Below are 23,307 nucleotides of genomic sequence, written 5' to 3' on the forward strand. Positions count from 1 at the left end.
GCTATGCGCATTGGCGTGCTCACCTCCGGCGGAGACTGCCCCGGTCTGAACGCTGTCATCCGTTCCGTCGTGCACCGCGCCGTCGTCGACCACGGCGACGAGGTCATCGGCTTCCTCGACGGGTGGAAGGGCCTGCTGGAGTGCGACTACCGCAAGCTCGATCTCGAAGCGGTGGGCGGCATCCTGGCCCGGGGCGGCACCATCCTCGGCTCCTCGCGGGTCCAGCCCGCCCATCTGGTCGACGGCGTCGAGCGCGCCCGCGGCCACGTGGCCGACCTGGGACTCGACGCGATCATCCCGATCGGCGGCGAGGGGACCCTGAAGGCGGCGAACCTGCTCTCCGAGGCGGGTCTCCCGATCGTCGGCGTCCCGAAGACCATCGACAACGACATCGCCTCCACCGACGTCACCTTCGGCTTCGACACGGCCGTGACCGTCGCCACCGAGGCCCTCGACCGGCTCAAGACCACGGCCGAGTCCCACCAGCGGGTCCTCGTCGTCGAGGTCATGGGCCGCCACACCGGCTGGATAGCGCTGCACTCCGGCATGGCCGCCGGCGCGCACGCCGTCGTCGTCCCCGAGCGTCCCTTCGACATCGACGAGCTGACCTCCCGGGTCGGCGCCCGTTTCGAGGACGGCAAGCGCTTCGCGATCGTCGTCGTGGCCGAGGGCGCGAAGCCGCGCGAGGGGTCGATGGACTTCAAGACCGCCGGCACCGACATCTACGGCCACGAGCGCTTCACCGGCGTCGCCAACCAGCTCTCGGTGGAGCTGGAGCGGCGGCTCGGCAAGGAGGCCCGCCCGGTGATCCTCGGTCACGTCCAGCGCGGCGGCACGCCGACCGCGTACGACCGGGTGCTCGCCACCCGCTTCGGCTGGCACGCGGTCGAGGCGGCACACCGCGGCCAGTTCGGCATGCTGACCGCGCTGCGCGGCACGGACATCACGATGGTTCCGCTGGCCCAGGCCGTGGAGTCCCTCAAGACGGTCCCGGCCGACCGCTACGCCGAAGCCGAGTGCGTTCTCTGAGCGCCGTCCGTACGTGACATCCGCCCCCGGTCGCAGTCGCGGCCGGGGGCGGTTCTAGTCTGGTGCGGACAACAAGCGCGAATCGGGCTCCAGGAGTGCACACGATGGATCACAGCGGGCACGGCATGACCATGGATCTGCCGCCGTTCACGCTGGGGCGGGGCCTGGAGTTCTCTCCCGACCTCTTCTTCCTGATCGGCTGCCTCGCGGCGCTCGGTCTGTACGGCTGGGGCGTGGCGCGGCTGCGGCGGCGCGGGGACGCGTGGCCGGTGAGCCGGACGGTGTTCTTCACGGTCGGCGTGCTGACCGTCGCGCTCGTGACGTGCACCAGGCTCAACGACTACGGCATGGTCATGTTCAGCGTGCACATGGTGCAGCACATGGTGATCTCCATGCTGTCGCCGATCCTGCTGCTGCTCGGCGCGCCGGTGACGCTCGCGCTGCGAGCCCTTCCGGTGGCGGGCCGTGGGTCCGCGGGGCCGCGCGAGCTGCTCCTGAAGCTGCTGCACAGCCGGTACATGAAGGTCGTCACGCACCCCGGTTTCACGATCCCGATGTTCATCGCGAGCCTGTACGCGCTGTACTTCACGCCGCTCTTCGACGTGCTGATGGGCTCGACGCCCGGCCACATCGGGATGATGGTCCACTTCCTGATGGTGGGCGTGGTCTTCTTCTGGCCGATCATGGGCGTCGACCCGGGCCCGCACCGGCCCGGCTATGTGATGCGGATGCTGGAGCTGTTCGCGGGCATGCCGTTCCACGCCTTCTTCGGCATCGCGCTGATGATGGCGTCGGAGCCCATGGTCACGGCGTTCGAGAATCCGCCGGCCTCACTGGGGATCGACGTGCTCACCGACCAGAACGCGGCGGGCGGCATCGCCTGGGCGTTCAGCGAGATCCCGTCCGTGCTCGTGCTGATCGCGCTGGTCTACCAGTGGTACCACTCCGAGCAGCGGCAGGCGGTCCGCCAGGACCGGAAGGCCGACCGCGACGGGGACAAGGAGCTGGAGGCGTACAACGCGTACCTGGCCTCGCTCCGCACCGGGAGCCGGTGACGCTCCACGGACCCTTTCCGGGCCCCGCGCCGATCATGGCGCGGGGCCCGGTTCCCTTTTCCGGCGCACGCCGGAGTGTCCGGGGAGTAGCGCGCGCCCCTCTCCGGGGGTCACGATGGGCAGGACGGCTTCCGTGGCCTCGGCGGGAGGAGGACGGGCGATGTCCGGTCCCACGAAGACGATGGCGGTGCTCACCTGCGCCGCGCTGGTGATGGCGACGGCTTATACGGTGGCGCTCGGCAGCAGCGGCTGGCTCTGGTTCGGCTGGGTGGTGCTGGGAGTGGCCACGATCGGCATGGCGGCGTCGGAAAGCGGGACCCCCTCGGGCCCCCGCCGCCGCCCGCCGACGGGCCCGCGGCGCCCGGCCTGATCGACAAGGCACCACCTAGGAGGCCGTCTAGCCCTTGGGGGCCAGGACCAGCCAGACCTGTCCCGGTGCGAAGGCCAGTGGCGCTCCGCCCGGGGTGGTGAAGGTGGTGCCGGACGCCGTCGAGGGCCGGGACCAGCGGGCCTCGTGGGCGCGGCCGTCGCGCAGCACGAGCGCGGTGCCGCTGCCGACGGTCTCGGTGTACGGGGAGACGGCGCCGGTCCGGTCGTGGAAGGCGGAGGCGCGGACGGTGACGCGCTGGACGACCACCGTCGACGGGCTCAGCGGTCCGGTGTCCGTGGCGCGGGCCGCACGGCCGTCCATGGCCACCCGCCAGCTCCGGTCGGCCTCGGACCAGGTGAAGGTGTAGCGGGCGGCGGGGAAGCGGACGGTCTCGGAATCGACCGGTGTGCCGCCGGCCGGGGCCGGGCCGAAGCGGAAGCCGACGTCCGGGGCGTTCGGCGCCCCGGGATCGGTGGCGAGGGCCCGCTCGGGCCGCAGGTAGAGGTTGTGCGGGGCGGGCCGGTCGGGTGCGCGGCGGAAGGAGCCGGGGGCAGTGGTCTCGGTGACGGGGTGGAGCGGGGCCGCGCCGAGCAGGGGGTTCAGGGCGGACTGCGCTCCCGAGTAGGCGAGGACCGGCCGGCCGAAGGCGCCGAGGAGCTCGATGTCGGACTCGCGGGCGCTGCGGACGGGTCCCGCGAGTTCGGGGAGGCGGGAGGAGTACACGGCGAGGAGCCGGGTGACGCCGCCCTCGACCTGTTCGACGTAGACGAGGTCGGCCGCGCCGAGTCCGGTGTGGGGCCGTGCCGCGGGCACGTTGTCGATCTTGACGGCCAGGACCGGGGCGGGCCGCGCGGGCAGCCCCGTGAAGGGCGAGCGTCCGGTGGTCGCGGCGGGGCTCGGTGTGGCCGGTTCGGGAGGGCCCGCGTCGGAGCAGGCGTAAAGACCGGCCGCCGTCAGCGCGCAGAGCAGCGCGGTGAGGACGCGGCCGGGACGCCTGGTTCCCCGTTCGCCCGTCATGTGACGCTCCCCCACCAGTGGACCACGGGCCCGCGCCCGGATACAACGGGCATGACGGACGACGAACGGGGGCCGCGGGTGTTCTACCACCTGATGAAGTACGTGCTGCTGGGACCGCTCCTGAAGCTGCTGTTCAGGCCGCGGATCGAGGGGCTCGAGCACGTTCCGGAGGAGGGCGCGGCGATCGTCGCGGGCAATCACCTCTCCTTCTCCGACCACTTCCTGATGCCGGCCGTGCTGGACCGGCGGATCACCTTCCTCGCGAAGCAGGAGTACTTCACGGGGCCGGGGATCAAGGGCCGGCTGACGGCGGCGTTCTTCCGGGCGGCCGGTCAGATCCCGGTCGACCGGTCGGGGAAGGAGGCCGGGAAGGCGGCGATCCGGGAGGGTCTCGGGGTGCTCGACCGGGGCGAGCTGCTCGGCGTCTATCCGGAGGGGACGCGTTCCCACGACGGGCGGCTCTACAAGGGGAAGGTGGGGGTGGCGGTGATGGCGCTGACGGCGGGGGTGCCCGTGGTGCCCTGCGCGATGGTGGGGACCTTCGAGATCCAGCCGCCCGGGAAGGTGGTGCCGAGGATCCGCCGGGTCACCATCCGGTTCGGGGAGCCGCTGGACTTCTCCCGGTTCGCGGGGTCGGCGGACGAGCGGGCGGTGGTCCGCGCGGTGACCGACGAGATCATGTACGAGATCCTGCGGCTGTCCGGTCAGGAGTACGTCGACGACTACGCGGCGGTGGTGAAGGCCGCGGACGCGGAGAGCGAGGAGCCCTCGCGAAAGTTCCCCCGGCGGGAACGCTGAGGGCGGATCCGCGCAGGGCGCAACCCTCTGGGCGGGGGCACCGGACGGCCGTAGCGTCACGTCCATGACCAAGGGAAACGCATTCGTGCTGGGTGGGACGGGGCAGGTGGGACGGGCGGCCGTGCGGGCCCTCGTCGCGGACGGCTGGGAGGTGACGGCCGCCTCGCGGGGTGGCGCCAGGGACGAGAGGTGGCCGGACGAGGTCCGGTCGGTGCGGCTCGACCGCACCGAGGAGGGGGCGCTCGCCGCGGGGCTCGGCGACGGCTGTGACGTGCTCGTGGACATCGTGGCCTACGACGGCGCGCACGGCAGGCAGTTGACCGCGCTCGCCGACCGGATCGGGTCGGCGGTGGTGGTGTCGAGCGGCGCGGTCTACGAGGACGACCAGGGGCGGAGTTTCGACACCCAGGACCGGCCGGACGGCTTCCCCGCCTACCCGGTGCCGATCCCGGAGGACTGGCGGACGGTCGCACCCGGCGACACCTCGTACAGCACGCGGAAGGTGGCCCTGGAGCAGGAGTTGCTCGCGGCGGGCGACGCGCTGCCGACGACGCTGCTGCGGGCGGGCGCCATCCACGGTCCGTACTGCCCGGGTCCGCGCGAGCTGTGGTTCGTGAAGCGGGTGCTCGACGGAAGGACGGTGCGGCCGCTCGCGCGCGGCGGCGCCTCGCGGTTCCACCCGGTCCACGTGGACAACCTGGCGGAGCTCGTACGGCTCGCGGCGGAGAATCCGAGGAGCCGGGTGCTCAACGGCGGCGACCCGGAGGCGCCGACGGTGGCGGAGATCGGGGCGGCGATCGACGCGGTCATGGGCGCGGTGAGCGAGACGGTGCTGATCGAGGGTCCGCCGGAGAGCACCGTGGGGCTGACCCCGTGGGACTCCCCGCACCCCGTCGTCTACGACATGACGGCGGCGGAGCGGGAGTTGGGGTACCGGCCGGTGGTGTCGTACGCGGAGTCGCTGCCGGAGACGGTCGCGTGGCTGGCGGGGCATCTGTCGGGACGGGAGTGGCGGGAGGCCTTCCCCAATCTCGCGAAGTACGGGGTGGACTTCTTCGACTACGCGGCGGAGGACGCCTGGCTGGCCGCCCGGCGGTGAGGCGGGACAAGGGGAGGGGCGGGCCGCCTCTCCCCTTGTCCCGCGGTTCGGTCCGTTACGGCTGCGGCGTGGCGTGCGGGGCGCAGGTCTGGTCCCTGGCGTCCAGCTTCCCGGTCAGCAGGTAGGCCTCGACCTTGGTGTTGAGGCAGGGGTTGACCAGGTTGGTGATGCCGTGCGAGCCGGCGTCCTTCTCGGTGATCAGGCGCGAGCCCTTGAACCGCTTGTGCAGTTCCACGGCGCCGGCGTACGGGGTGGCGGCGTCGCGCTCGGCCTGGGTGATGAGCACCGGCGGCAGGCCCTTGCCGGTCCTGACCTCGGTCGGGCGCTGGCGCGGGGCGGACCAGGTGGCGCAGGGCAGGTTCATCCAGGCGTTGGCCCAGGTCATGAACGGGTACTGCTCGTGGAGGCGGCTGTTGTCCCGGTCCCACTTCTTCCAGCTGGTCGGCCAGGGCGCGTCGGCGCACTCGACCGCGGTGTAGACGGCGTTGCCGTTCTCCGAGGCGGCGTTGCCGGCCGTGTCGGTCGGGTCGGACGCGGCCGAGTCGATGAGCGGCTGCGGGTCGCCGGCGGCGTAGGCGCTCCAGGCCTCGGCCACGGGGGCCCACATGGAGTCGTAGTACGGGGCGTTCTGGAAGAAGCCGATGAGCTCGGCCGGGCCGACCTTGCCGCCGAGGGGCGCCTTCTTGGCGGCGGCGCGCAGGGTCTCCCACTGCTGCCGGACCTCCGCGTAGGTGTCGCCGAGGTGGTAGGTGGCGTCGTGCTGGGCGACCCAGGTCATCCAGTCCTCGAGCCGGCCCTCGAAGGCGATGTCCTGGTCGAGGTTGACCTCGTACCAGATCTTGCGCGTCGACGGGTTGACGACGCTGTCGAGGACCATGCGGCGGACGTGGCTCGGGAAGAGCGTGCCGTAGACCGCCCCGAGGTAGGTGCCGTAGGAGACGCCGACGAAGTTGAGCTTCTTCTCGCCGAGGGCGGCGCGGATGACGTCGAGGTCGCGGGCGGTGTTGAGCGTGTTGATGTACGGCAGGATGTCGCCGCTCTTCTCCACACAGCCCTGGGCGTACTCAGCGGCGAGCTTGCGCTGGGCGCGCTTGTCGGCCTCGCTGTCGGGGACCGGGTCGAGCTTGGGGCCCTTGACGAACTCGGCCGGGTCGACGCAGGAGATGGGGGCCGACTTGCCGACACCGCGCGGGTCGAATCCCACGAAGTCGTAGGCCTTGGCGGCGTTCGCCCAGATCGCGTTCTTGGTGGTGACCCGGCGCGGGAAGCGCAGGCCGGAGCCGCCGGGTCCGCCGGGGTTGTAGAGGAGCGCGCCCTGGCGCTCGGCGGGCGTGCCGGTGGCGTTGATCCGGTCGACCGCGATCTTGATCTTCTTGCCGTGGGGCTTCGCGTAGTCGACCGGGACGGAGACCCAGCCGCACTGGATCGGCTTCTCCAGGCCCCAGTCGGCCGGGCAGTCCTGCCAGTCGATGCCCGCCCGGGCGGCCCGCGCGGCGGCGACGGTGACGCCGATCGCCTCGGCGTCGCGCAGGTGACGGTCGCTGTCGGCGTTCGCCGCCGGGGCGGCGAGCGCGCCCACGACGAGCGTGCCCGCTATCAGAGTGCCGGCCGAGCCGAGCACTGCCTTACGTCCCACGGGTCCTCCCCCTGTGTGGCGCCGCCCCCCGTGGCGGCGCCCTGTTCGGCTGTCCGGGAGATCCTTTCGTCCCGGAGGCTCCCAATGAAAGACCGAACACGTGTTTCTTTGCCGAACCAATAACCGGTGAAGGGTGTACCGCTGAGCGGTGACCTCGCGAAGGCTCCACGGAGGCGCCACAGAATCGGTCAGAACGGCGCGAGTTCGGACAGAGCGGCGTCGAGCAGGCGGCGCAGGGCGAGGGCGTCGGGGGCGACGGCCGTGACCAGGGCGGCGGGGCCCGCGAGCGGGGTGATGGCGGCGCCCTCCCCGAGCAGCCGGGCTTCCACCGGCTTCTCCGCGAACGCCGGTTCGACGACGAGGAGTTGACCGGTGGCCCGATGACCGCCGAGGACCGCGCCGCCGTCCCAGCCGCCGGGCGCGTCCGGCCCGAAGGCCAGCTCCTGGTCGATCAGGGGACGTCCGGCACGGCGGACGGTGAGGCGGGTGACGAGCGTGCCGGGCGGTTCGCCGTGGCGGCCGAGTATCTGCTCCTCGCGCAGTACCAGGCGGGCCGTGGGGGCGAGCTCGACGACGGTACGCATCCGGAGGTGCGAGCCGTCGACGGAGACCAGCTGCTCGGGCAGCCACCGCAGGACGCCCTCCTCCCCCACGCCGATCCGGACGTCGTACGCGGCGGGTTCGGCGCTCCGGCCCGGCAGGGCGAGGGTCGCGGCGGCCGCGTCGACCAGGAGCCGGGCCCCGTCCCGTACCTCGGTCTCCACGGCCAGCCGGTCGCCGCCGAGCGGGGCGCTCATCGCCCCGACGAGGGTGACCCGGGTGTACGGTCCCGCGGCCCTGGTACGGCGCAGGGCGAGCGGTCCGTCGCTGACGAGGAGCGGCAGTCCCCCGTCGTCGGCGGCGGTGATCCGGGCGGTGGCGCGCAGGCTCACGCGGTCCATGCCCGGAGCTGGGCACGGACCCAGCCGGCGACCGGGGCGACGCCGTCCTCGGCGCGCAGCGAGGTGAAGGCGACGGGCAGCTCGCCGCGCTGCTCCTTGGCGTCACGGGCCATCCGCGCCAGGTCGGAGCCGACGTAGGGCGCGAGATCGGTCTTGTTGATCACGAGGAGGTCCGCGGTGGTGACGCCGGGCCCGCCCTTGCGCGGGATGTCGTCGCCGCCGGCGACGTCGATGACGAAGATCTGGGCGTCGACGAGTCCCTTGGAGAAGGTCGCGGTGAGGTTGTCACCACCGGACTCGACGAGGATCAGGTCGAGCGGTCCCCCCTCCTCCTCGAGCTCCTCGACGGCTTCGAGGTTGGCGGAGATGTCGTCGCGGATGGCGGTGTGCGGGCAGGCGCCGGTCTCGACGGCCCGGATGCGCTCGGGCGGCAGGACGGCGTTGCGGAGGAGGAACTCGGCGTCCTCGCGGGTGTAGATGTCATTGGTGACGACGGCGAGCGAGAGGGTGTCGCGCAGTTCGCGGCAGAGGGCGGCGACGGTCGCGGTCTTGCCGGAGCCGACGGGGCCGCCCAGTCCGATGCGCAGGGCCCTGCGGGTCCCGTCGGGGCGGCGGGCGTCGGCGGAGACGGCGCCGTGGTGGGTGTGACCGTGATCGAGGTGCATGGGGTCGACTCCAGTGGTTCTCAGGATGCGAAGAGGCGGACGGGCCAGGCGGCGTGCTGTTCGGCGGTGAGGTCGAGCAGCGGTGCGGAGGCCGCGGGGAGGGCGTCGGTCCCCAGCCGGGCGGCGGCCGCGGCGCGCTCGGCGACCTCGTCCATCTCGGGCGCGAGGCGCGCGAGAACGGCCGTGGCCTGGTAGGGGTCGAGGCTGAGCAGGCGTACGGCGGCGGTGGCGGGGCCGCCGACCGCCTCGTACGCGACGCAGTGGGCGGCGTCCTCGGGGCCGAGCCCGGCGGCGCGGGCGGTGACGCCGAGGACGACGGGCTGGTGGGCGCCGCGCGGGAACCTGGCCGCGAGCGCGTCGAGTTCGGGGCTCGGCCAGGTGGCGCGAGCGGCCCGCATCAGCTGGCGGCCGAGCCTGCGGGCGACGGCACGCAGGGCGGGTGAGGGGGTGCGGGCGTCGGCCGCCGCGTCGAGCTCGTACGGGTCGAGACCGAGCGCGGCGGCCGCGGCGAGCCCGGCCGAGGTGAGGCCGGTGGTGTGCAGGCGGCCCCGGCAGAAGGACTCGAGGTCGGCGGCGTCCTTGACGCGGCCGGCCTTGACGGCGGCCTCGGCGCCGCCGGAGTGGGCGTGCCCGCCGGCGGGGAAGCGCCCGTCGGCGAGGACGAGAAGGGCTGATCGGGAGGTCGTCATCAGAAGAGGAAGTAGCGCTGGGCCATGGGCAGTTCGGCGGCGGGAGCGGGTTCGACCGCCTCGCCGTCGATGGTCACCGTGAAGGTGTCGGCGTCGACCTCGACCCGGGGAAGGGCGTCGTTCTCGCGCATGTCGGCCTTGGTCACCCGGCGGGTGGAGCGGATGGCGGCGAACTCCTTGTGGACGCCGAGCTTCCGCGGCAGGTCGTCCTCGATCGCGGCCCCGGCGACGAAGTTGACCGAGCCGGCCGCCGCGGCCCTGCCGAGCGCGCCGAACATCGGGCGGGGCAGCACCGGCTGGGGGGTGGGGATGGAGGCGTTGGCGTCGCCCATCTGCGCGTAGGCGATCTGACCGCCCTTGACGACGAGGAGGGGCTTCACGCCGAAGAAGGCGGGCTCCCAGACGACCAGGTCGGCGAGTTTGCCGGGCTCGACCGAGCCGATGAGGTGGTCCATGCCCTGGGCGACGGCCGGGTTGATCGTGTACTTGGCGACGTAACGGCGTACCCGGTGGTTGTCGGCCCGGCCGTCCCCGGGCAGGGCTCCGCGGCGCTTCTTCATGACGTGGGCGGTCTGCCAGGTCCGCATGATCACTTCTCCGATCCGACCCATGGCCTGGGAGTCGGAGGAGATGATCGAGATCGCGCCCAGGTCGTGGAGGACGTCCTCGGCGGCGATGGTGGACGGCCGGATGCGGGATTCGGCGAAGGCGAGGTCCTCGGGGACGGCCGGGTTGAGGTGGTGGCAGACCATCAGCATGTCGAGGTGTTCCTCGAGGGTGTTGACGGTGTGCGGCCGGGTCGGGTTGGTGGAGCTGGGCAGGACGTACGGCTCGGAGACCACCGTGATGATGTCGGGGGCGTGCCCGCCTCCGGCACCCTCGGTGTGGTATGCGTGGACGGTGCGCCCGGCGATGGCGGCGAGGGTGTCGCCGACGAAGCCCGCCTCGTTCAGGGTGTCGGTGTGGATGGCGAGCTGGGCGCCGGTCTCCTCGCAGACGGACAGGCAGGCGTCGATGACGGCCGGGGTCGCGCCCCAGTCCTCGTGGATCTTGAACCCGAGGGCGCCGCCGCGCAGTTGGGAGTGCATGGCGTCCCGGGACATCGTGTTGCCCTTGCCGAGCAGACCGATGTTGACGGGGAAGGTGTCCAGGGCCTCGAACATCCGGGCCGTGTGCCAGGGGCCGGGCGTGACGGTGGTCGCCTTGGTGCCCTCGGCCGGTCCCGTACCGCCTCCGACGAGGGTGGTGACGCCGGTGGCGAGGGCCTGCTCGACGACGGTGGGCGAGATGAAGTGGACGTGGGCGTCGACGGCGCCCGCGGTGACGATCCTGCCGTTGCCGACGATGATCTCGGTCTCCGGGCCGATGACGAGGTCGGGGTGGACGCCGTCCATGGTGTCGGGGTTCCCGGCCTTGCCGAGCGCGGTGATCCGGCCGTCCCGGATGCCGATGTCGGCCTTGACGATCCCCCAGTGGTCGATGACCAGGGCGCCGGTGATCACGGTGTCGGGGGCGCCCTCGGCGCGGGTGGTGCGGGCCTGGCCCATGGACTCGCGAATGACCTTGCCGCCGCCGAAGACGGCCTCGTCGCCGGCGCGGCCGGGGCCGCCGCTGCGGTCCTCCTCGATCTCGACGAGGAGATCGGTGTCGGCGAGCCGGACGCGGTCGCCCGTGGTGGGGCCGAAGAGGTCGGCGTGGACGGCGCGGTGGAGGTCAGGCATGGTCGCCGTCCTGGTGCGGTGCGGTGGTGTCGGTCATGTCGAGGGGTCCGGCCGTCTCGCCGCGCAGACCGGGCACGATCCGGAGGCCGGCGATCGGCACGAGCTCGACCTCGACGGGGATGCCCGGTTCGAAGCGGACGGCCGTACCGGCGGCGATGTGCAGCCGCTTCCCGTGCGCGGCGGCCCGGTCGAACTCCAGGCCGGGGTTGACCTCGGCGAAGTGGTAGTGCGAGCCGATCTGGACGGGCCGGTCGGCGGCGTTGAGGACGGTCAGGCGCGTGACGGGGCGCCCCTCGTTGAGGGCGACGGGACCGTCCGCGTACAGGATCTCTCCGGGGATCATCGGCGCCGGCCCGTCAGACGATCGGGTCGTGGACGGTGACGAGCTTGGTGCCGTCCGGGAAGGTGGCCTCGACCTGGATGTCGTGGATCATCTCGGGGATGCCGTCCATGACCTCCTCGCGGGTGAGCACCTTGCGTCCGGAGGCCATCAGCTCGGCGACGGTACGGCCGTCCCGGGCACCCTCCAGGATGTGGGAGGTGAGGAGCGCGACGGCCTCGGGGTGATTGAGCCGCACTCCTCTGGCCCGGCGCTTCTCGGCCACGTCCGCCGCCACATGGATGAGCAGGCGTTCCTGTTCGTGCGGGCTCAGTTGCACTCTTCCACCTCACAGTCGTCGTCCGGGACACCCGGACAGCTGCGGACCCTACCGACCGTCAACACGGTGTTGAGCTGCCGAGATGCGGCAGACGGTCAGACATTGCACGTTAGGGCGGAAGTTTTTCCGGCTCGTTAACTGCGCCTTTGCGTTTCCATGATCATCGGACGGGCTCGGAGGAGTCCGGGCCGACCGCTCTCCCTCCGGCTCCGTCCGCGGCTCCGTCCGCGGCTCCGTCCGCGGGCAGGGACATGGACATGAGGCCGCGCAGCCCGTCCTCCAGGATGTCGAACGACACGTCACCGAAGAGCGCCTGCTGGGCGATGAAGCCCTGGGCGGTGGCGATGAGGGTGCGCGCCACATGGTCGACCGGGACGTCGGCGCGCAGGAGGCCGCTCGCGCGGTAGGCGACGACGAGCTCTCCCCAGGCGGCGCGCATCCCGTCGTAGCCCTCGGAGAGCGTCTTCGCCAGCTCCTCGTTGCGCAGGGTCTCGGTCCAGACCTGGATGATCAGACGCGCGAAGGCCTGCCGGTCCGCGCCCGGGATCCGCTCCGCCAGGAAGAGCCGGAGCACCCCGCCGAGGAGGACGTCGGGGGTGGGCGGCGGCGTCGACTTCGAGGCCTCCACGAAGGCCAGACGGATGCCGGCGAAGGCCTCACCCGCGATGGCCGCGATCAGGTCGTCCTTGCCGCGGAAGTAGCGGTAGACCGCGCCCGCCGAGAGGCCCACCTCGCCGAGGACGTCCTGCATGGAGGTGGCGTGGAAGCCGTTGCGGGCGAAGCAGCGGGCCGCTCCGTCGAGGATCTGGCGCCGTCGGGCGTCGAGGTGTTCCTGGGAGACACGTGCCATGCCCCGAACCTAAAACGAATATTCATTCTTGACAACCTCCGCCAGGCGGCGGACAGTGTGGCTCAATGAAAACGAACGATCCTTCTCTATAGGACCCGGAGGTCGCCATGCCCACCGCCACCGCCCCCACCGGCGCCACCGCCCGCTCCGGCACCGCGCCCCGCACCGGCGCCGCCGGGCGCAGAACCCTCGCGGTACTGATGCTGATTCCGACCGTCGCCGCCCTCCTCCTCTGGACCTTCGCCTGGCCGGCCGCCCGCATCGCCCCGCGCGACCTGCCCGTCGGCGTGGCCGGGCCGGCCGCGGCCGCCGAGGCCGTGGAGCGGGAGCTCGGCCGGCGCGAGGGAGCCTTCGAGATCCACCGGTACGAGGACGGCGCCGCGGCCCGCGCGGCCGTCCAGGACCGGGAGGTGTACGGCGCGGTGGTCGTCACCCCGGGCGGCACGGAGCTGCTCACCGCCTCCGCCGCGAGCCCGGTCGTGGCCGGACTGCTGCGCGAGGCCGTGGCCGCGCGGGCGCCGGGCGGCGCGGCCGTCCCCGTCACGGACGTGGTCGCGGCCCCTGCCGGAGACCCGCGGGGCGCGGTGCTCGGAGCGAGCCTGCTGCCCCTCGCCATCGTCGGGGCGGCCACCGGGGCCGCCGTCGTCCTGCTCGGCCTGCGCGGTGCCCACGCGACGGGGGCCCTGGTGGGCGCGGCGGCCCTCGCGGGGCTCGTGGGCGCGGCCGTCGCGGGCAGCTGGCTCGGGGCGCTCGGCGGGAACTGGTGGGCCGGTGCCGGGGTCCTCGGCCTGACCGTGCTCGCGATCGGCGCGACCTTCGCGGGACTCGCCGCCCTCCTGGGCAAGCCGGGCCTCGGTCTCGGAGCGGTACTCACGATCCTGGTCGGCAATGCGTTCTCGGGGATGTCGAGCGCCCCGGAGCTCCTGCCGGCCGGGATCGGCACGCTGGGTCAGTGGCTGCCGCCGGGCGCCGGCGGCGCGGCGCTCCGCTCCGTCTCCTCCTTCGAGGGGGCAGCCGCCGGCGCTCCGCTTCTCGTCCTCACCCTCTGGGCGGTGGCGGGACTGACCGCGACCGCGCTCGGGACCCGGTCGGACCGACCGGGCCCGCACCCCGCCCCGGTACCCGCCGGCTGAGCCCCGCCCCGAAGACGGCCGCATGCCCCCGCCCTGACGGACGGGGGCACGCGGCTCTTCTCGTACGCCCTGAAAGGGAGGCCGTCAGGAGGCGCCGGGCTCGCGGTGGCGGGCGGCGAGGCCGAAGCGGCCCTGTTCGCCTGCAGCGGAGTCGAACGAGTGGAAGCCGGAGACCGAGCTGATCACCTGCTCGTCGGCGGGCTTCTCCGCCGCCTCGAGTTCCTCCAGGTCAGCGGCGGACACCAGGGCGACGAGCGGCTTCCCGTGACGGGTGACGACGACGCGCTCCCCGCCGTACACGACGCGGTTGATCAGGTCGGCGAGCTCAGCCCTCGCTTGCGTCACCGGGATCTCGTAGGTCATGCTCCCCATCTTACGGCCTGTACGTCCTGTACATTTTTTACAGATGGAGGTGCCTGTCATGCACGCTCGCCACGTCCTGCCCGAATTCACGGAGCGGACCAGCTTCGGAACCCGGACCCTCGACCCCTACTCCAAGCTCCTCGAGTCCCGGATCGTCTTCCTCGGCACACCGATCGACGAGACGGCGGCCAACGACGTCATCACCCAGCTCCTGTATCTCGACCACGCGGCACCCGACCAGGACGTCTCGCTCTACATCAACTCCCCCGGCGGCTCGGTCAGCGCCATGACCGCGATCTACGACACGATGCGCTCGCTCCACTGCGACGTGGGGACGACCTGCCTCGGCCAGGCCGCGTCCACCGCCGCCCTCCTGCTCGCCGCCGGCACCCCGGGCAAGCGGATGATGCTCCCCGGCGCCCGGGTCACGCTCCGTCAGCCGGCGATGGAGGAGCCGCTGCGGGGGCAGCCGAGCGACCTCGACCTCCAGGCGCGCGAACTCCTCCGGCTCCGCTCCCTGATGGCCGGGATGCTCGCCGAGGACACGGGACAGAACCGTGAGCGGATCGACGCCGACCTCGACCGCCTCACCGTCCTGGACGCCCCCGCGGCCGTCGCGTACGGCCTGGTGGACCATGTGATCAGCAGCCGGCGCGCGGCCGCCGGCGCCCCGGCACGGTGAGCCGGCCGTGGTCCCCGAGCTGCCGCCGCTGCCCGCCCTGACCCGCGCCGAGGGCGAACTCGTCGACGCCTACCTCGAAGTCGTCGACCTCCTCGGGAAGATCAATCCATCCAGGGGCACGCATACTTATGGTGCGCTGCGCGCGGCCCAGGCCCTGGTGGGGCGGGCGGAGGCGCTGCGACAGGCCCTGACGCTCATGCATATACGGGGCGAGGCCGAGGTCCACGCGGACACGTTGGCGCGCGCCCTGCGGGTGTTGGACGGGGAGCGCAGGACGGGTCGCGTCACCGTCCAGGAGCCCCGGGCGAGTTGACATTCCGGCATGTCGTGTAGAGGTCCGTACGGCCGACGCGCGCCGCAGAATCACTCCCCCGTTCGGCTTAGTAGACGAGTCGACATATGTCCCGGGTGAGTTGCGCTGCAGATGTACGCATCTGGCGGAATGGGTCGTTCCACCCCTGGTGCGGGGCTCGTTGGCCAAACCTCCGAAGATCGGGAAAGCGTCCTGTCCACCCGAACGGATCAGTCGTGAGGAGCCTCACATATCGCCGTTTCAGCTCGGATTTCGACCGGTGCGTGGGTCAAGATCCCTGTCGACGACAAGCCCCCGCCGCCGCGGCGGGGCGGTCCGGGCGGACGCCGAGTCCTGCCGCTGTCCCGGACGTCTGGTCGACAGGATTGGTTCGGCAGGAGTGGAGGACCCGATTTTTACGGGACGGACGCGCTGTTTCGGCAGCGGGGCCGTCCCTTGGGGTGAAGCCGCGCAAGCGGCCGGGCATCTTCGCCTGCCCGAACCCGACAGGTCATCCTTCACAGGCGGCTGACGAAGGGTTGCGCATGACCGCGCAGATGCACGTCCCGTCCCTGCTGTCCCGGGCCGGAGCCGTCTCGGCTCTCACCCTCGCCGCCGTCGGCGGCACGCTGCTCGCACCAGGAGCGGCTTCGGAGGCACAGGCAGCCACCACGCACGCGAACAAGGCACTGAGCGTCGCCGCGTCCAAGAAGGGAGCCCCGTACCGGTACGGGAGCACCGGGCCCTCCAGGTTCGACTGCTCCGGTCTGACGCTCTACGCGTACAAGAAGGCGGGCAAGTCGCTGCCCCGCACCGCGCAGCAGCAGTACAACAAGACCCGGCACGTCTCCGCCTCCGGCAGGCAGAAGGGTGACCTGGTCTTCTTCCACTCCGGGGGGAGGGTCTACCACGTGGGCATCTACGCCGGCAGCGGCAAGATCTGGCACTCGCCCAAGACGGGCTCCTGGGTGAAGCTCGACAAGATCTGGTCGTCGAAGGTCTATTACGGCCGCGTCCGGTGAGCCGACGGCCATAGGGCCTCCCGCCGGTCAGGCCGGGCTCGCGACGCCTGATACGGCGCCCGGCCCGGTGAGCCGCCGGTGGTGACGGTCCGTTCGTGAGGGGGGCGGTGGCGCCGCCGTACCCCTCATGACATCGCGTCAGGTGGCCGGCGCTCCGTCAGGGGAGCGTCCGTCAGCAGCTGGCGACCGGGACCGGCACCCACGGGAGGGTGATCCAGACCGTCTTGCCGCCGTCCGCGGTCGGGGTGACCGAGAGGCGGCCGCCCGCCTCCGCCGCGAGGACGCGGATGATGACCAGGCCCCGGCCGTTGTCCTGCTGGACCGCCGCCGGGAGGCGGCGGGGCCGCCGGGGATGGCTGTCGGTGACGCCGATGTGGAGCCGCTCCTCGCGCTCCAGACGGACGTCCACCGTGAAGGTGGGCGAGAGGCCGAGGGTGTGCAGGACGGCGTTGGTGGCCAGCTCGGAGACGATCAGGCGGATCGAGTCGGCGGTCTCCGCCGCGCCGTCGAGACCCCAGCCGGTGAGGACGTCGGCGACGTACCGCCGGGCCGTGGGGACCGAGGCGGGGTCGCTCGGCAGCGTGACGGATGCTTCCAGGTGATCTGCCATGGCGACGCTGTCCCTTTCCCGCCGGAGCCACTGCCCCGGATCGCGCTTCGCGTCAGAGTGCCACCGATCGTGCTGCGCCGCGCCGCGTTCCGCCAAGATATGTCCCCATCTGTCGCCCGAAGCGGTGAACTCTGCTGCCAGGAAACGTCTTTGGGCCGCGCGGGGCCCCGAAGTCGGAGCCCCGCCCGCCGTCAGTCCCGCGCGAGCGCGGGCGCGGTCGCCAGGATCGTCTCCACCGCCCGCTCGATCTGCGCGTCCGTCAGATCGGCGCGTGCCGTGAGGCGCAGCCGCGAGATGCCGTCGGGTACGGACGGGGGCCGGAAGCAGCCGACGACCAGGCCCCGGTCCCTGCAGTCCGCCGCCCAGCGCAGCGCCGCCTCGGGGGAGGGCGCGCGCACCGAGACGACGGCCGCGTCGGGCCGGGCCGCGGTGAGTCCCGCCCCGGTGAGCAGCCCGTGCAGCGTGGTCGCGACGGTACGGGCCCGCCCTGCGAGGCCCGGTTCGGCGACGAGCCGCCGGAGACTCGCGAGCGCGCCGCCCGCGGCGGCCGGGGCGAGTCCCGTGTCGAAGATGAAGGTCCGGGCCGCGTTCACCAGGTGCTCGATCACCCGGGCCGGGCCGAGGACGGCACCGCCCTGGCTGCCGAGGGACTTGGACAGGGTCAGCGTGGCCACGACGTCCTCGTCGCCCGCGAGCCCGGCCTCGTGGAGGGCGCCCCGGCCGCCCTCGCCGAGGACGCCGAGACCGTGGGCGTCGTCCACGACGAGTCCGGCGCCGTGCGCACGGCAGGCGGCGGCCAGCTCCGGCAGCGGCGCCTTGTCGCCGTCGACGGAGAAGACCGAGTCGCTGACGACCAGGGCCCGCCGCCCCGGATGCGCGTCGAGGGTCTTCCGTACGGCCTCGGGGTCGGTGTGCGGGACCACGGCCGTCTCGGCGCGCGCGAGGCGGCAGCCGTCGACGATCGAGGCGTGGTTGGAGGCGTCCGAGACGATCAGGGCGTCCCGGCCGCCGAGCGCGGTGAGCGCGGCGAGGTTGGCGGTGTAGCCGGAGGAGAAGACGAGGGCCGCCTCGAAGCCGCAGAACTCGGCGAGTTCACGCTCGAGCCGGGTGTGCAGCCGGGTGGTTCCGGTGACGAGCCGTGAGCCGGTGGAGCCCGCGCCCCAGCGCCTTGCGGCCTCGGCCGCCGCCTCGGTGACCTCGCTCCTGCGGGTGAGGCCGAGGTAGTCGTTGCTCGCCAGGTCGAGCAGCTCCGATTCGGCCGCCCGGGGGCGCAGCGACCGGACCAGACCGGCTTCCGCCCGGCGGCGCGCCTCGGCGTCGGTCCAGTCGAACGCGGTACGGCGCGGGCCCGCGGCCCGTGCGTCGTCGGCCTGTGGCATGCGGCGATCCTTTTGTAGGCAGCGCACAGACCCTAACCGGCGGATCCCGAGGTCGGGATGTGGTCATCCACACACCTCTATCGGGGGCGTTTGTTCGGTTCCTCCTTGGCCGGGGGGTGGGCGGTAGGTAAGGATCAGCGCTTATGGACCTGCTGAACACGCTGGTGGAGAAGGGGCTGCGGCGCGAGCTGCCGACCCGTGAAGAAGCGCTCGCCGTCCTGGCGACCTCCGACGACGAACTGCTCGATGTGGTGGCGGCGGCCGGCAAGGTGCGCCGCCAGTGGTTCGGGCGCCGGGTGAAGCTCAACTACCTGGTGAACCTGAAGTCGGGGCTGTGCCCCGAGGACTGCTCGTACTGCTCGCAGCGGCTCGGCTCCAAGGCCGAGATCCTCAAGTACACCTGGCTGAAGCCGGACGAGGCGTCCCAGGCCGCGGCGGCGGGTGTCGCGGGCGGCGCGAAGCGGGTCTGCCTGGTGGCGAGCGGGCGCGGTCCGACGGACCGGGACGTGGAGCGGGTCGGCAAGACCATCGAGGCCATCAAGGAGCAGAACGAGGGCGTCGAGGTGTGCGCCTGTCTCGGTCTGCTCTCGGACGGTCAGGCGGAGCGGCTGCGGGACGCCGGCGCCGACGCGTACAACCACAACCTCAACACGTCGGAGGCGACGTACGGGGGGATCACCAAGACCCACACCTACGCCGACCGGGTGGACACCGTGCAGAAGGCGCACGCCGCCGGTCTGTCGGCCTGTTCGGGTCTGATCGCGGGCATGGGCGAGTCCGACGAGGACCTGGTCGACGTCGTGTACGCGCTGCGCGAGCTGGACTCGGACTCGGTGCCGGTCAACTTCCTCATCCCCTTCGAGGGCACGCCGCTTGCCAAGGAGTGGAACCTCACCCCGCAGCGCTGTCTGCGGATTCTGGCGATGGTGCGGTTCGTCTGCCCCGACGTCGAGGTCCGGATCGCGGGCGGACGTGAGGTGCACCTGCGCTCGATGCAGCCGCTGGCGCTGAACATCGCCAACTCGATCTTCCTCGGCGACTACCTGACGAGCGAGGGCCAGGCGGGCCAGGCCGACCTGGACATGATCGCGGACGCGGGCTTCGAGGTGGAGGGCGCGGGGACGACCACGCTGCCCAAGCACCGCGCGGACGCGCTCGCGGAGGCCGCCGCCGCGGCGGGCGGCGGCTGTGGCTCCGCCGCGTCGGCGGGCTGCGGTCCGGCCGCGGAGACGGCGGGGGGCGCGGAGGAGGGCGCGGGCTGCGGCTCGCACTCCGGCGGCTGCGGCCCCTGCGGCGGGCACGGGACGCCCGCCGCCACCGGGGCGCGGGACACCGGGGAGCCGGAGACCGCTGCCGCCGCGAACGGCGCCCGGACCGACCTGGTGGCCGTGCGGCGCCGGGGTGCAGGCACGGACCTGGCGCCGAACGCGTGACGGCGGTGCGCGGCGGCGAGCTCCTCGCCCTGGACCGGGCGCACGTCTGGCATCCGTACGGGCCCATGCCGGGACGTACGGACCCGCTGGTCGTGGAGTCCGCGTCCGGCGTACGCCTGCGGCTCGCCGAACCCTCCGAGGGGCAGGCCGAGCTGGTCGACGGCATGTCCTCCTGGTGGTCGGCGATCCACGGCTACAACCACCCCGTGCTCAACGAGGCGGTCCGCGGCCAGCTGGAGCGGATGAGTCACGTCATGTTCGGCGGGCTCACCCACGAGCCGGCCGTCCGGCTCGCCGCCCGGCTCGTCGAGATCACCCCCGAGCCGCTGCGGCACGTCTTCCTCAGCGACTCGGGCTCGGTCTCCGTCGAGGTCGCGGTCAAGATGTGCCTGCAGTACTGGCGCTCCCTTGGCCGCCCGGAGAAGCGGCGGCTGTTCACCTGGCGCGGCGGCTACCACGGGGACACCTGGCAGCCGATGTCCGTGTGCGATCCCGAGGGCGGGATGCACGAGCTGTGGACGGGCGTCCTCCAGCGGCAGGTGTTCGTGGACGCCCCGCCGGCCGCGTACGAGGAGTCGTACGCCGAGCTGCTGCGGACCGAGATCGGGAAGCACGCCCACGAGCTGGCCGCGGTCGTCGTGGAGCCGGTGGTGCAGGGCGCGGGCGGGATGCGCTTCCACGACCCGGAGTACCTGCGGGTGCTGCGGGAGGCCTGCGACGCGCACGACGTGCTGCTCGTCCTCGACGAGATCGCCACCGGCTTCGGGCGGACGGGCACCCTGTTCGCCGCGGGCCAGGCGGGGATCTCCCCCGACGTGATGTGCGTGGGCAAGGCGCTGACCGGCGGCTATCTGTCGATGGCCGCGACGCTCTGCACGAGCCGGGTCGCCGACGGGATCTCGCGCGGCGAGGTCCCGGTCCTGGCGCACGGGCCGACCTTCATGGGCAACCCGCTGGCGTCGGCGGTGGCCCTCGCCTCGATCGACCTGCTGCTCTCCCAGGACTGGGAGGTCGAGGTCAAGCGGATCGAGGCCGGGCTCAGGGAGGGGCTCGCCCCGGCCGCCGACCTGCCCGGTGTGCGCGAGGTCCGGGTGCTCGGCGCGATCGGTGTCGTCCAGCTCGACCACCCGGTCGACATGGTGGCCGCGACACGCGCGGCGGTCCGGGAGGGCGTGTGGCTGCGCCCGTTCCGGGACCTGATCTACACGATGCCGCCGTATGTGACGGGCGACGAGGACCTGGCCCGGATCTGCGCCGCCGTACGCGCGGCGGCGGCGGCGGGCTGAACGGAAGAACGGGAGCAATGGTGGGAATCGTCGTCGTCAGCGGTACGGGTACGGAGATCGGCAAGACGGTCGTGACCGCGGCGGTGGCCGCTGTCGCCACGGCGGCCGGCCGTTCGGTCGCCGTCCTGAAGCCCGCGCAGACGGGTGTCGGACCGGACGAGCGCGGCGACGCCGACGAGGTCGTCCGGCTCTCCGGCGCCGTGGGCTCCGCCGAGCTGGGCCGCTTCCCGGAGCCGCTGGCTCCGGGTACGGCGGCCCGGCGGGCGGGGCTGGCCCCCGTCGGACCCCGGGAGGTCGCCGAGGCGGCCCGGAAGCTGGCGGCCGAGCACGACCTGGTCCTGGTGGAGGGGGCGGGCGGGCTGCTCGTCCGTTTCGACGCGGAGGGCGGCACGCTCGCGGACGCGGCCGCGCTGCTCGGCGCGCCGGTCCTGGTGGTGGCCCCGGCCGGTCTCGGCACGCTCAACTCGACGGCCCTGACGGCCGAGGCGCTGCGCGCCCGCGGGATCGAGCAGCTGGGCGTCGTGGTCGGCAGCTGGCCCGCGGAGCCGGACCTGGCGGCACGCTGCAATCTCGCGGACCTGCCGGAGGCGGCGGGCGCACCGCTTCTCGGGGCCGTACCGGAGGGGTCCGGGTCGCTCGACCCCGGGGACTTCCGGGCGGCGGCGGGCGGCTGGCTCGGCCCCGCCCTGGGCGGCACATGGGACGCGGAGGCGTTCGGGGAGCGGTTCACGCCGGCTTTCGGGGCCCCCGCACCCGCTCGATGAGAGGACCGTCGGGGCGGTGACTCCGTAGGCTGGGAGCATGCGTGCTTCCGTGCAGGAGATCGTGTTCGACTGTGCCGATCCGGCCGCCCTCGTCCGCTTCTGGGCGGAGCTCCTCGGCGGTGCTCCGGTCGACCGGAGCGGCGACTGGTCGTACGTGGACCCGCCCGGGTTCGTCCGGCTCGCCTTCCAGCGCGTGCCGGAGGGCAAGGCGGTGAAGAACCGGGTCCATCTCGACCTGGAGGTGCCCGATCCCGGACAGGCCGCCGACGAGACGCTTCCCCTGGGCGCGTCCCGGGTCGGCGACCTGGTGAAGGACGAGCAGGGCGCCTTCCAGGTGATGCGGGACCCGGAGGGCAACGAGTTCTGTTTCGTGACGGGCTGAGGCGGTTCCGATGACACCGCCTCGCCCGGTACGGCCGGGTCCTCGCTCACCCCGCGTGCACCACCCGCTGTTCGCCCGCTTCTACGCCAGGTTCAGCGTGTCGGCCGACACCAGGGGCGGCCTCGGTGACCTGCGCGCGGAGCTGCTCGCCGGGCTCTCCGGCCGGGTCGTCGAGATCGGGGCGGGGAACGGTCTGAACTTCGCGCACTACCCGGCAGAGGTCTCCGAGGTGGTGGCCGTCGAGCCGGAGGCCCGGCTGCGCCGGCTGGCCCAGGAGGGCGCGCGGCGGGCCGCCGTACCGGTGGCCGTGCTGCCGGACACGGCCGAGGCGCTGCCCTTCGAGGACGCCTCCTTCGACGCGGCGGTGGCCTCGCTCGTCCTGTGCACGGTGCGGAGCGTGCCGCAGAGCCTCGCGGAGCTGCACCGGGTCCTGCGGCCCGGGGGCGAGCTCCGCTTCTTCGAGCACGGCGCGGCGGAGACGCCCGGGCTCGCGCGCGTGCAGCGGGGTCTCGACCGCACGGTCTGGCCGCTGCTCTTCGGCGGCTGCCACACCTCCCGCGCCCCGCTCGCGTCGATCGAGGCAGCCGGATTCGTCCTCGGGCCGTACCGCTCCTTCGACGTCCCGGAGAAGGGACCGCGCCTGCCGTCGTCGCCGTGTGTGCTGGGAGTGGCCAGGCGGTAGGGGCGGGGGGGCCGGCAGCGGGCGGCGGCGGTCCGGCGGCGGGGCCCCGGGGGTCCCGCGGCAGGGCGCGGGCCGTGGCAGGGCGCGGGCCGTGGCGGGCCCGGTCGTCCCGCCACTCGGAACTCCGTGGCAGCGGCTCGGCCCCGCGTGATGGGATCCGGCCATGACCGATCTTCAGATACGAGCCGCCACCCGGGACGACGTCGAGGCCGTCCTGGCCTTCTGGAGCGAGTCCGCCAAGGGGAAGTCCGTCTCCGACGACGTCCACGGGGTGACCCGGCTCGTCGAGCGTGACCCCGAGGCGCTCATCCTGGCCCTGGCCGACGGCCTGATCGTGGGGTCCGTGATCGCGGGATGGGACGGCTGGCGCGCCTCCCTCTACCGGCTCGCCGTACTGCCCGCCCACCGTCGGCGCGGCATCTCCACCGCGCTCCTGCGCGCGGCCGAGGAGCGCCTCGCCGCCCTCGGCGGGCGGCGTGCGGACGCGATGGTCCTGGAGGCGAACGAGACCGGGCAGCGGGTGTGGACGGCCGCCGGGTACGAGCGTGAGGAACACTGGCGCCGCTGGGTGAAGCCGCTCACGGCGTGAACGGGGGGCGCCCGGTCCAGGGCATCACCCTGTTTTGCCCGTCCTTTACCATGGTTGCTCATCATCCTGACGACCGAAAGGTGTGAGCGTCCGCCCATGGGCGAGCCTCCCAGTAGCACTGGTTCCGACAGCACCCGCTTCGCCGACCGACATCGAGCGAT

27 protein-coding genes and 1 riboswitch are annotated in these 23,307 nt (G+C 72.9%); of the genes, 15 read left to right on the forward strand and 12 right to left on the reverse strand.

Going from position 1 to position 23,307, the window contains the following annotated elements; genetic code table 11:
* Positions 1 to 3 precede the first annotated feature (3 nt).
* The 3 genes from ACFVYX_RS19995 to ACFVYX_RS20005 all read left to right on the forward strand — a co-directional run bounded on the left by ACFVYX_RS19995 (position 4) and on the right by ACFVYX_RS20005 (position 2,454).
* A complete protein-coding gene (locus tag ACFVYX_RS19995; RefSeq protein WP_389682719.1) occupies positions 4 to 1,029 on the forward strand; it encodes a 6-phosphofructokinase in 1,026 nt (341 codons plus the stop codon).
* 104 nt (positions 1,030 to 1,133) lie between these two features.
* The gene (locus ACFVYX_RS20000; protein WP_389682720.1) at positions 1,134 to 2,084 is read left to right on the forward strand and encodes a cytochrome c oxidase assembly protein; all 951 of its coding nucleotides are present in this window, start codon (positions 1,134 to 1,136) and stop codon (positions 2,082 to 2,084) included.
* Positions 2,085 to 2,244: 160 nt separating this feature from the next.
* A complete protein-coding gene (locus tag ACFVYX_RS20005; RefSeq protein WP_389682864.1) occupies positions 2,245 to 2,454 on the forward strand; it encodes a hypothetical protein in 210 nt (69 codons plus the stop codon).
* A 27-nt stretch (positions 2,455 to 2,481) separates the two neighbouring features.
* Here the strand turns inward: ACFVYX_RS20005 and ACFVYX_RS20010 are convergent, their stop codons facing one another.
* Complete coding sequence (locus ACFVYX_RS20010; RefSeq protein ID WP_389682721.1) at positions 2,482 to 3,471, reverse strand: DUF3048 domain-containing protein; 990 nt, start codon at positions 3,469 to 3,471, stop codon at positions 2,482 to 2,484.
* 78 nt (positions 3,472 to 3,549) lie between these two features.
* Between ACFVYX_RS20010 and ACFVYX_RS20015 the strand changes: the two genes are divergently transcribed.
* Together ACFVYX_RS20015 and ACFVYX_RS20020 are read left to right on the forward strand one after the other, a co-directional pair.
* The gene (locus tag ACFVYX_RS20015; protein ID WP_389682857.1) at positions 3,550 to 4,269 is read left to right on the forward strand and encodes a lysophospholipid acyltransferase family protein; all 720 of its coding nucleotides are present in this window, start codon (positions 3,550 to 3,552) and stop codon (positions 4,267 to 4,269) included.
* A 64-nt stretch (positions 4,270 to 4,333) separates the two neighbouring features.
* Positions 4,334 to 5,368 carry an NAD-dependent epimerase/dehydratase family protein gene (locus ACFVYX_RS20020; RefSeq protein ID WP_389682722.1) on the forward strand — a complete coding sequence of 345 codons (1,035 nt, stop codon included), beginning with the start codon at positions 4,334 to 4,336 and terminating at the stop codon, positions 5,366 to 5,368.
* A 55-nt stretch (positions 5,369 to 5,423) separates the two neighbouring features.
* Here the strand turns inward: ACFVYX_RS20020 and ACFVYX_RS20025 are convergent, their stop codons facing one another.
* The 8 genes from ACFVYX_RS20025 to ACFVYX_RS20060 all read right to left on the reverse strand — a co-directional run bounded on the left by ACFVYX_RS20025 (position 5,424) and on the right by ACFVYX_RS20060 (position 12,529).
* Complete coding sequence (locus ACFVYX_RS20025) at positions 5,424 to 7,004, reverse strand: alpha/beta hydrolase (RefSeq protein WP_389682723.1); 1,581 nt, start codon at positions 7,002 to 7,004, stop codon at positions 5,424 to 5,426.
* A gap of 188 nt (positions 7,005 to 7,192) precedes the next feature.
* Positions 7,193 to 7,936, reverse strand: a complete 744-nt coding sequence (locus ACFVYX_RS20030; RefSeq protein WP_389682858.1) for an urease accessory protein UreD — start codon at positions 7,934 to 7,936, stop codon at positions 7,193 to 7,195.
* On the reverse strand, positions 7,933 to 8,610 hold the full coding sequence (gene ureG, locus ACFVYX_RS20035; protein ID WP_389682724.1) for an urease accessory protein UreG: 678 nt from the start codon (positions 8,608 to 8,610) through the stop codon (positions 7,933 to 7,935). The genes ACFVYX_RS20030 and ureG overlap by 4 nt, the downstream gene beginning before the upstream one ends.
* A gap of 20 nt (positions 8,611 to 8,630) precedes the next feature.
* Positions 8,631 to 9,299: an urease accessory protein UreF gene (locus ACFVYX_RS20040; protein ID WP_389682725.1), complete on the reverse strand. Its 669-nt coding sequence runs from the start codon at positions 9,297 to 9,299 to the stop codon at positions 8,631 to 8,633.
* Positions 9,299 to 11,020, reverse strand: coding sequence for an urease subunit alpha (locus ACFVYX_RS20045; protein WP_389682726.1), 1,722 nt, complete (start codon positions 11,018 to 11,020; stop codon positions 9,299 to 9,301). The genes ACFVYX_RS20040 and ACFVYX_RS20045 overlap by 1 nt, the downstream gene beginning before the upstream one ends.
* On the reverse strand, positions 11,013 to 11,363 hold the full coding sequence (locus tag ACFVYX_RS20050; RefSeq protein ID WP_389682727.1) for an urease subunit beta: 351 nt from the start codon (positions 11,361 to 11,363) through the stop codon (positions 11,013 to 11,015). The genes ACFVYX_RS20045 and ACFVYX_RS20050 overlap by 8 nt, the downstream gene beginning before the upstream one ends.
* A gap of 13 nt (positions 11,364 to 11,376) precedes the next feature.
* Complete coding sequence (locus ACFVYX_RS20055) at positions 11,377 to 11,679, reverse strand: urease subunit gamma (protein ID WP_389682728.1); 303 nt, start codon at positions 11,677 to 11,679, stop codon at positions 11,377 to 11,379.
* 160 nt (positions 11,680 to 11,839) lie between these two features.
* Positions 11,840 to 12,529, reverse strand: a complete 690-nt coding sequence (locus ACFVYX_RS20060; RefSeq protein ID WP_389682729.1) for a TetR/AcrR family transcriptional regulator — start codon at positions 12,527 to 12,529, stop codon at positions 11,840 to 11,842.
* Positions 12,530 to 12,636: 107 nt separating this feature from the next.
* Between ACFVYX_RS20060 and ACFVYX_RS20065 the strand changes: the two genes are divergently transcribed.
* Positions 12,637 to 13,662: an ABC transporter permease gene (locus ACFVYX_RS20065; RefSeq protein WP_389682730.1), complete on the forward strand. Its 1,026-nt coding sequence runs from the start codon at positions 12,637 to 12,639 to the stop codon at positions 13,660 to 13,662.
* Positions 13,663 to 13,746: 84 nt separating this feature from the next.
* Here the strand turns inward: ACFVYX_RS20065 and ACFVYX_RS20070 are convergent, their stop codons facing one another.
* Positions 13,747 to 14,025 carry a type II toxin-antitoxin system Phd/YefM family antitoxin gene (locus ACFVYX_RS20070; RefSeq protein ID WP_389682731.1) on the reverse strand — a complete coding sequence of 93 codons (279 nt, stop codon included), beginning with the start codon at positions 14,023 to 14,025 and terminating at the stop codon, positions 13,747 to 13,749.
* Between the two features lie 58 nt (positions 14,026 to 14,083).
* Between ACFVYX_RS20070 and ACFVYX_RS20075 the strand changes: the two genes are divergently transcribed.
* From ACFVYX_RS20075 to ACFVYX_RS20085, 3 genes are all read left to right on the forward strand, one after another.
* A complete protein-coding gene (locus ACFVYX_RS20075; RefSeq protein ID WP_389682732.1) occupies positions 14,084 to 14,707 on the forward strand; it encodes an ATP-dependent Clp protease proteolytic subunit in 624 nt (207 codons plus the stop codon).
* A 7-nt stretch (positions 14,708 to 14,714) separates the two neighbouring features.
* Entirely contained in the window at positions 14,715 to 15,020 is a 306-nt protein-coding gene (locus tag ACFVYX_RS20080) for a hypothetical protein (protein WP_389682733.1), read from the forward strand.
* A gap of 339 nt (positions 15,021 to 15,359) precedes the next feature.
* A riboswitch (cyclic di-AMP (ydaO/yuaA leader) is annotated at positions 15,360 to 15,542 on the forward strand.
* A 2-nt stretch (positions 15,543 to 15,544) separates the two neighbouring features.
* Positions 15,545 to 16,021, forward strand: a complete 477-nt coding sequence (locus ACFVYX_RS20085) for a C40 family peptidase (protein WP_389682734.1) — start codon at positions 15,545 to 15,547, stop codon at positions 16,019 to 16,021.
* A 172-nt stretch (positions 16,022 to 16,193) separates the two neighbouring features.
* On the opposite strand, the gene ACFVYX_RS20090 is transcribed toward ACFVYX_RS20085, so the two are convergent.
* Both ACFVYX_RS20090 and ACFVYX_RS20095 read right to left on the reverse strand, forming a co-directional pair.
* On the reverse strand, positions 16,194 to 16,631 hold the full coding sequence (locus tag ACFVYX_RS20090; RefSeq protein WP_389682735.1) for an ATP-binding protein: 438 nt from the start codon (positions 16,629 to 16,631) through the stop codon (positions 16,194 to 16,196).
* Positions 16,632 to 16,822: 191 nt separating this feature from the next.
* A complete protein-coding gene (locus ACFVYX_RS20095) occupies positions 16,823 to 18,010 on the reverse strand; it encodes an 8-amino-7-oxononanoate synthase (protein ID WP_389682736.1) in 1,188 nt (395 codons plus the stop codon).
* A gap of 143 nt (positions 18,011 to 18,153) precedes the next feature.
* Between ACFVYX_RS20095 and bioB the strand changes: the two genes are divergently transcribed.
* The 6 genes from bioB to ACFVYX_RS20125 all read left to right on the forward strand — a co-directional run bounded on the left by bioB (position 18,154) and on the right by ACFVYX_RS20125 (position 23,146).
* Positions 18,154 to 19,443: a biotin synthase BioB gene (gene bioB / locus ACFVYX_RS20100; RefSeq protein ID WP_389682737.1), complete on the forward strand. Its 1,290-nt coding sequence runs from the start codon at positions 18,154 to 18,156 to the stop codon at positions 19,441 to 19,443.
* A gap of 65 nt (positions 19,444 to 19,508) precedes the next feature.
* The gene (locus ACFVYX_RS20105) at positions 19,509 to 20,729 is read left to right on the forward strand and encodes an adenosylmethionine--8-amino-7-oxononanoate transaminase (RefSeq protein WP_389682859.1); all 1,221 of its coding nucleotides are present in this window, start codon (positions 19,509 to 19,511) and stop codon (positions 20,727 to 20,729) included.
* A gap of 17 nt (positions 20,730 to 20,746) precedes the next feature.
* Entirely contained in the window at positions 20,747 to 21,493 is a 747-nt protein-coding gene (bioD, locus tag ACFVYX_RS20110; protein ID WP_389682738.1) for a dethiobiotin synthase, read from the forward strand.
* A 37-nt stretch (positions 21,494 to 21,530) separates the two neighbouring features.
* On the forward strand, positions 21,531 to 21,875 hold the full coding sequence (locus ACFVYX_RS20115; RefSeq protein WP_389682739.1) for a VOC family protein: 345 nt from the start codon (positions 21,531 to 21,533) through the stop codon (positions 21,873 to 21,875).
* Between the two features lie 10 nt (positions 21,876 to 21,885).
* Complete coding sequence (locus tag ACFVYX_RS20120) at positions 21,886 to 22,557, forward strand: class I SAM-dependent methyltransferase (protein WP_389682740.1); 672 nt, start codon at positions 21,886 to 21,888, stop codon at positions 22,555 to 22,557.
* A 163-nt stretch (positions 22,558 to 22,720) separates the two neighbouring features.
* Positions 22,721 to 23,146, forward strand: a complete 426-nt coding sequence (locus ACFVYX_RS20125) for a GNAT family N-acetyltransferase (RefSeq protein WP_389682741.1) — start codon at positions 22,721 to 22,723, stop codon at positions 23,144 to 23,146.
* Positions 23,147 to 23,307 lie beyond the last annotated feature (161 nt).

The sequence above is a fragment of the Streptomyces sp. NPDC058326 genome (assembly GCF_042879855.1).
Classification (GTDB): domain Bacteria; phylum Actinomycetota; class Actinomycetes; order Streptomycetales; family Streptomycetaceae; genus Streptomyces.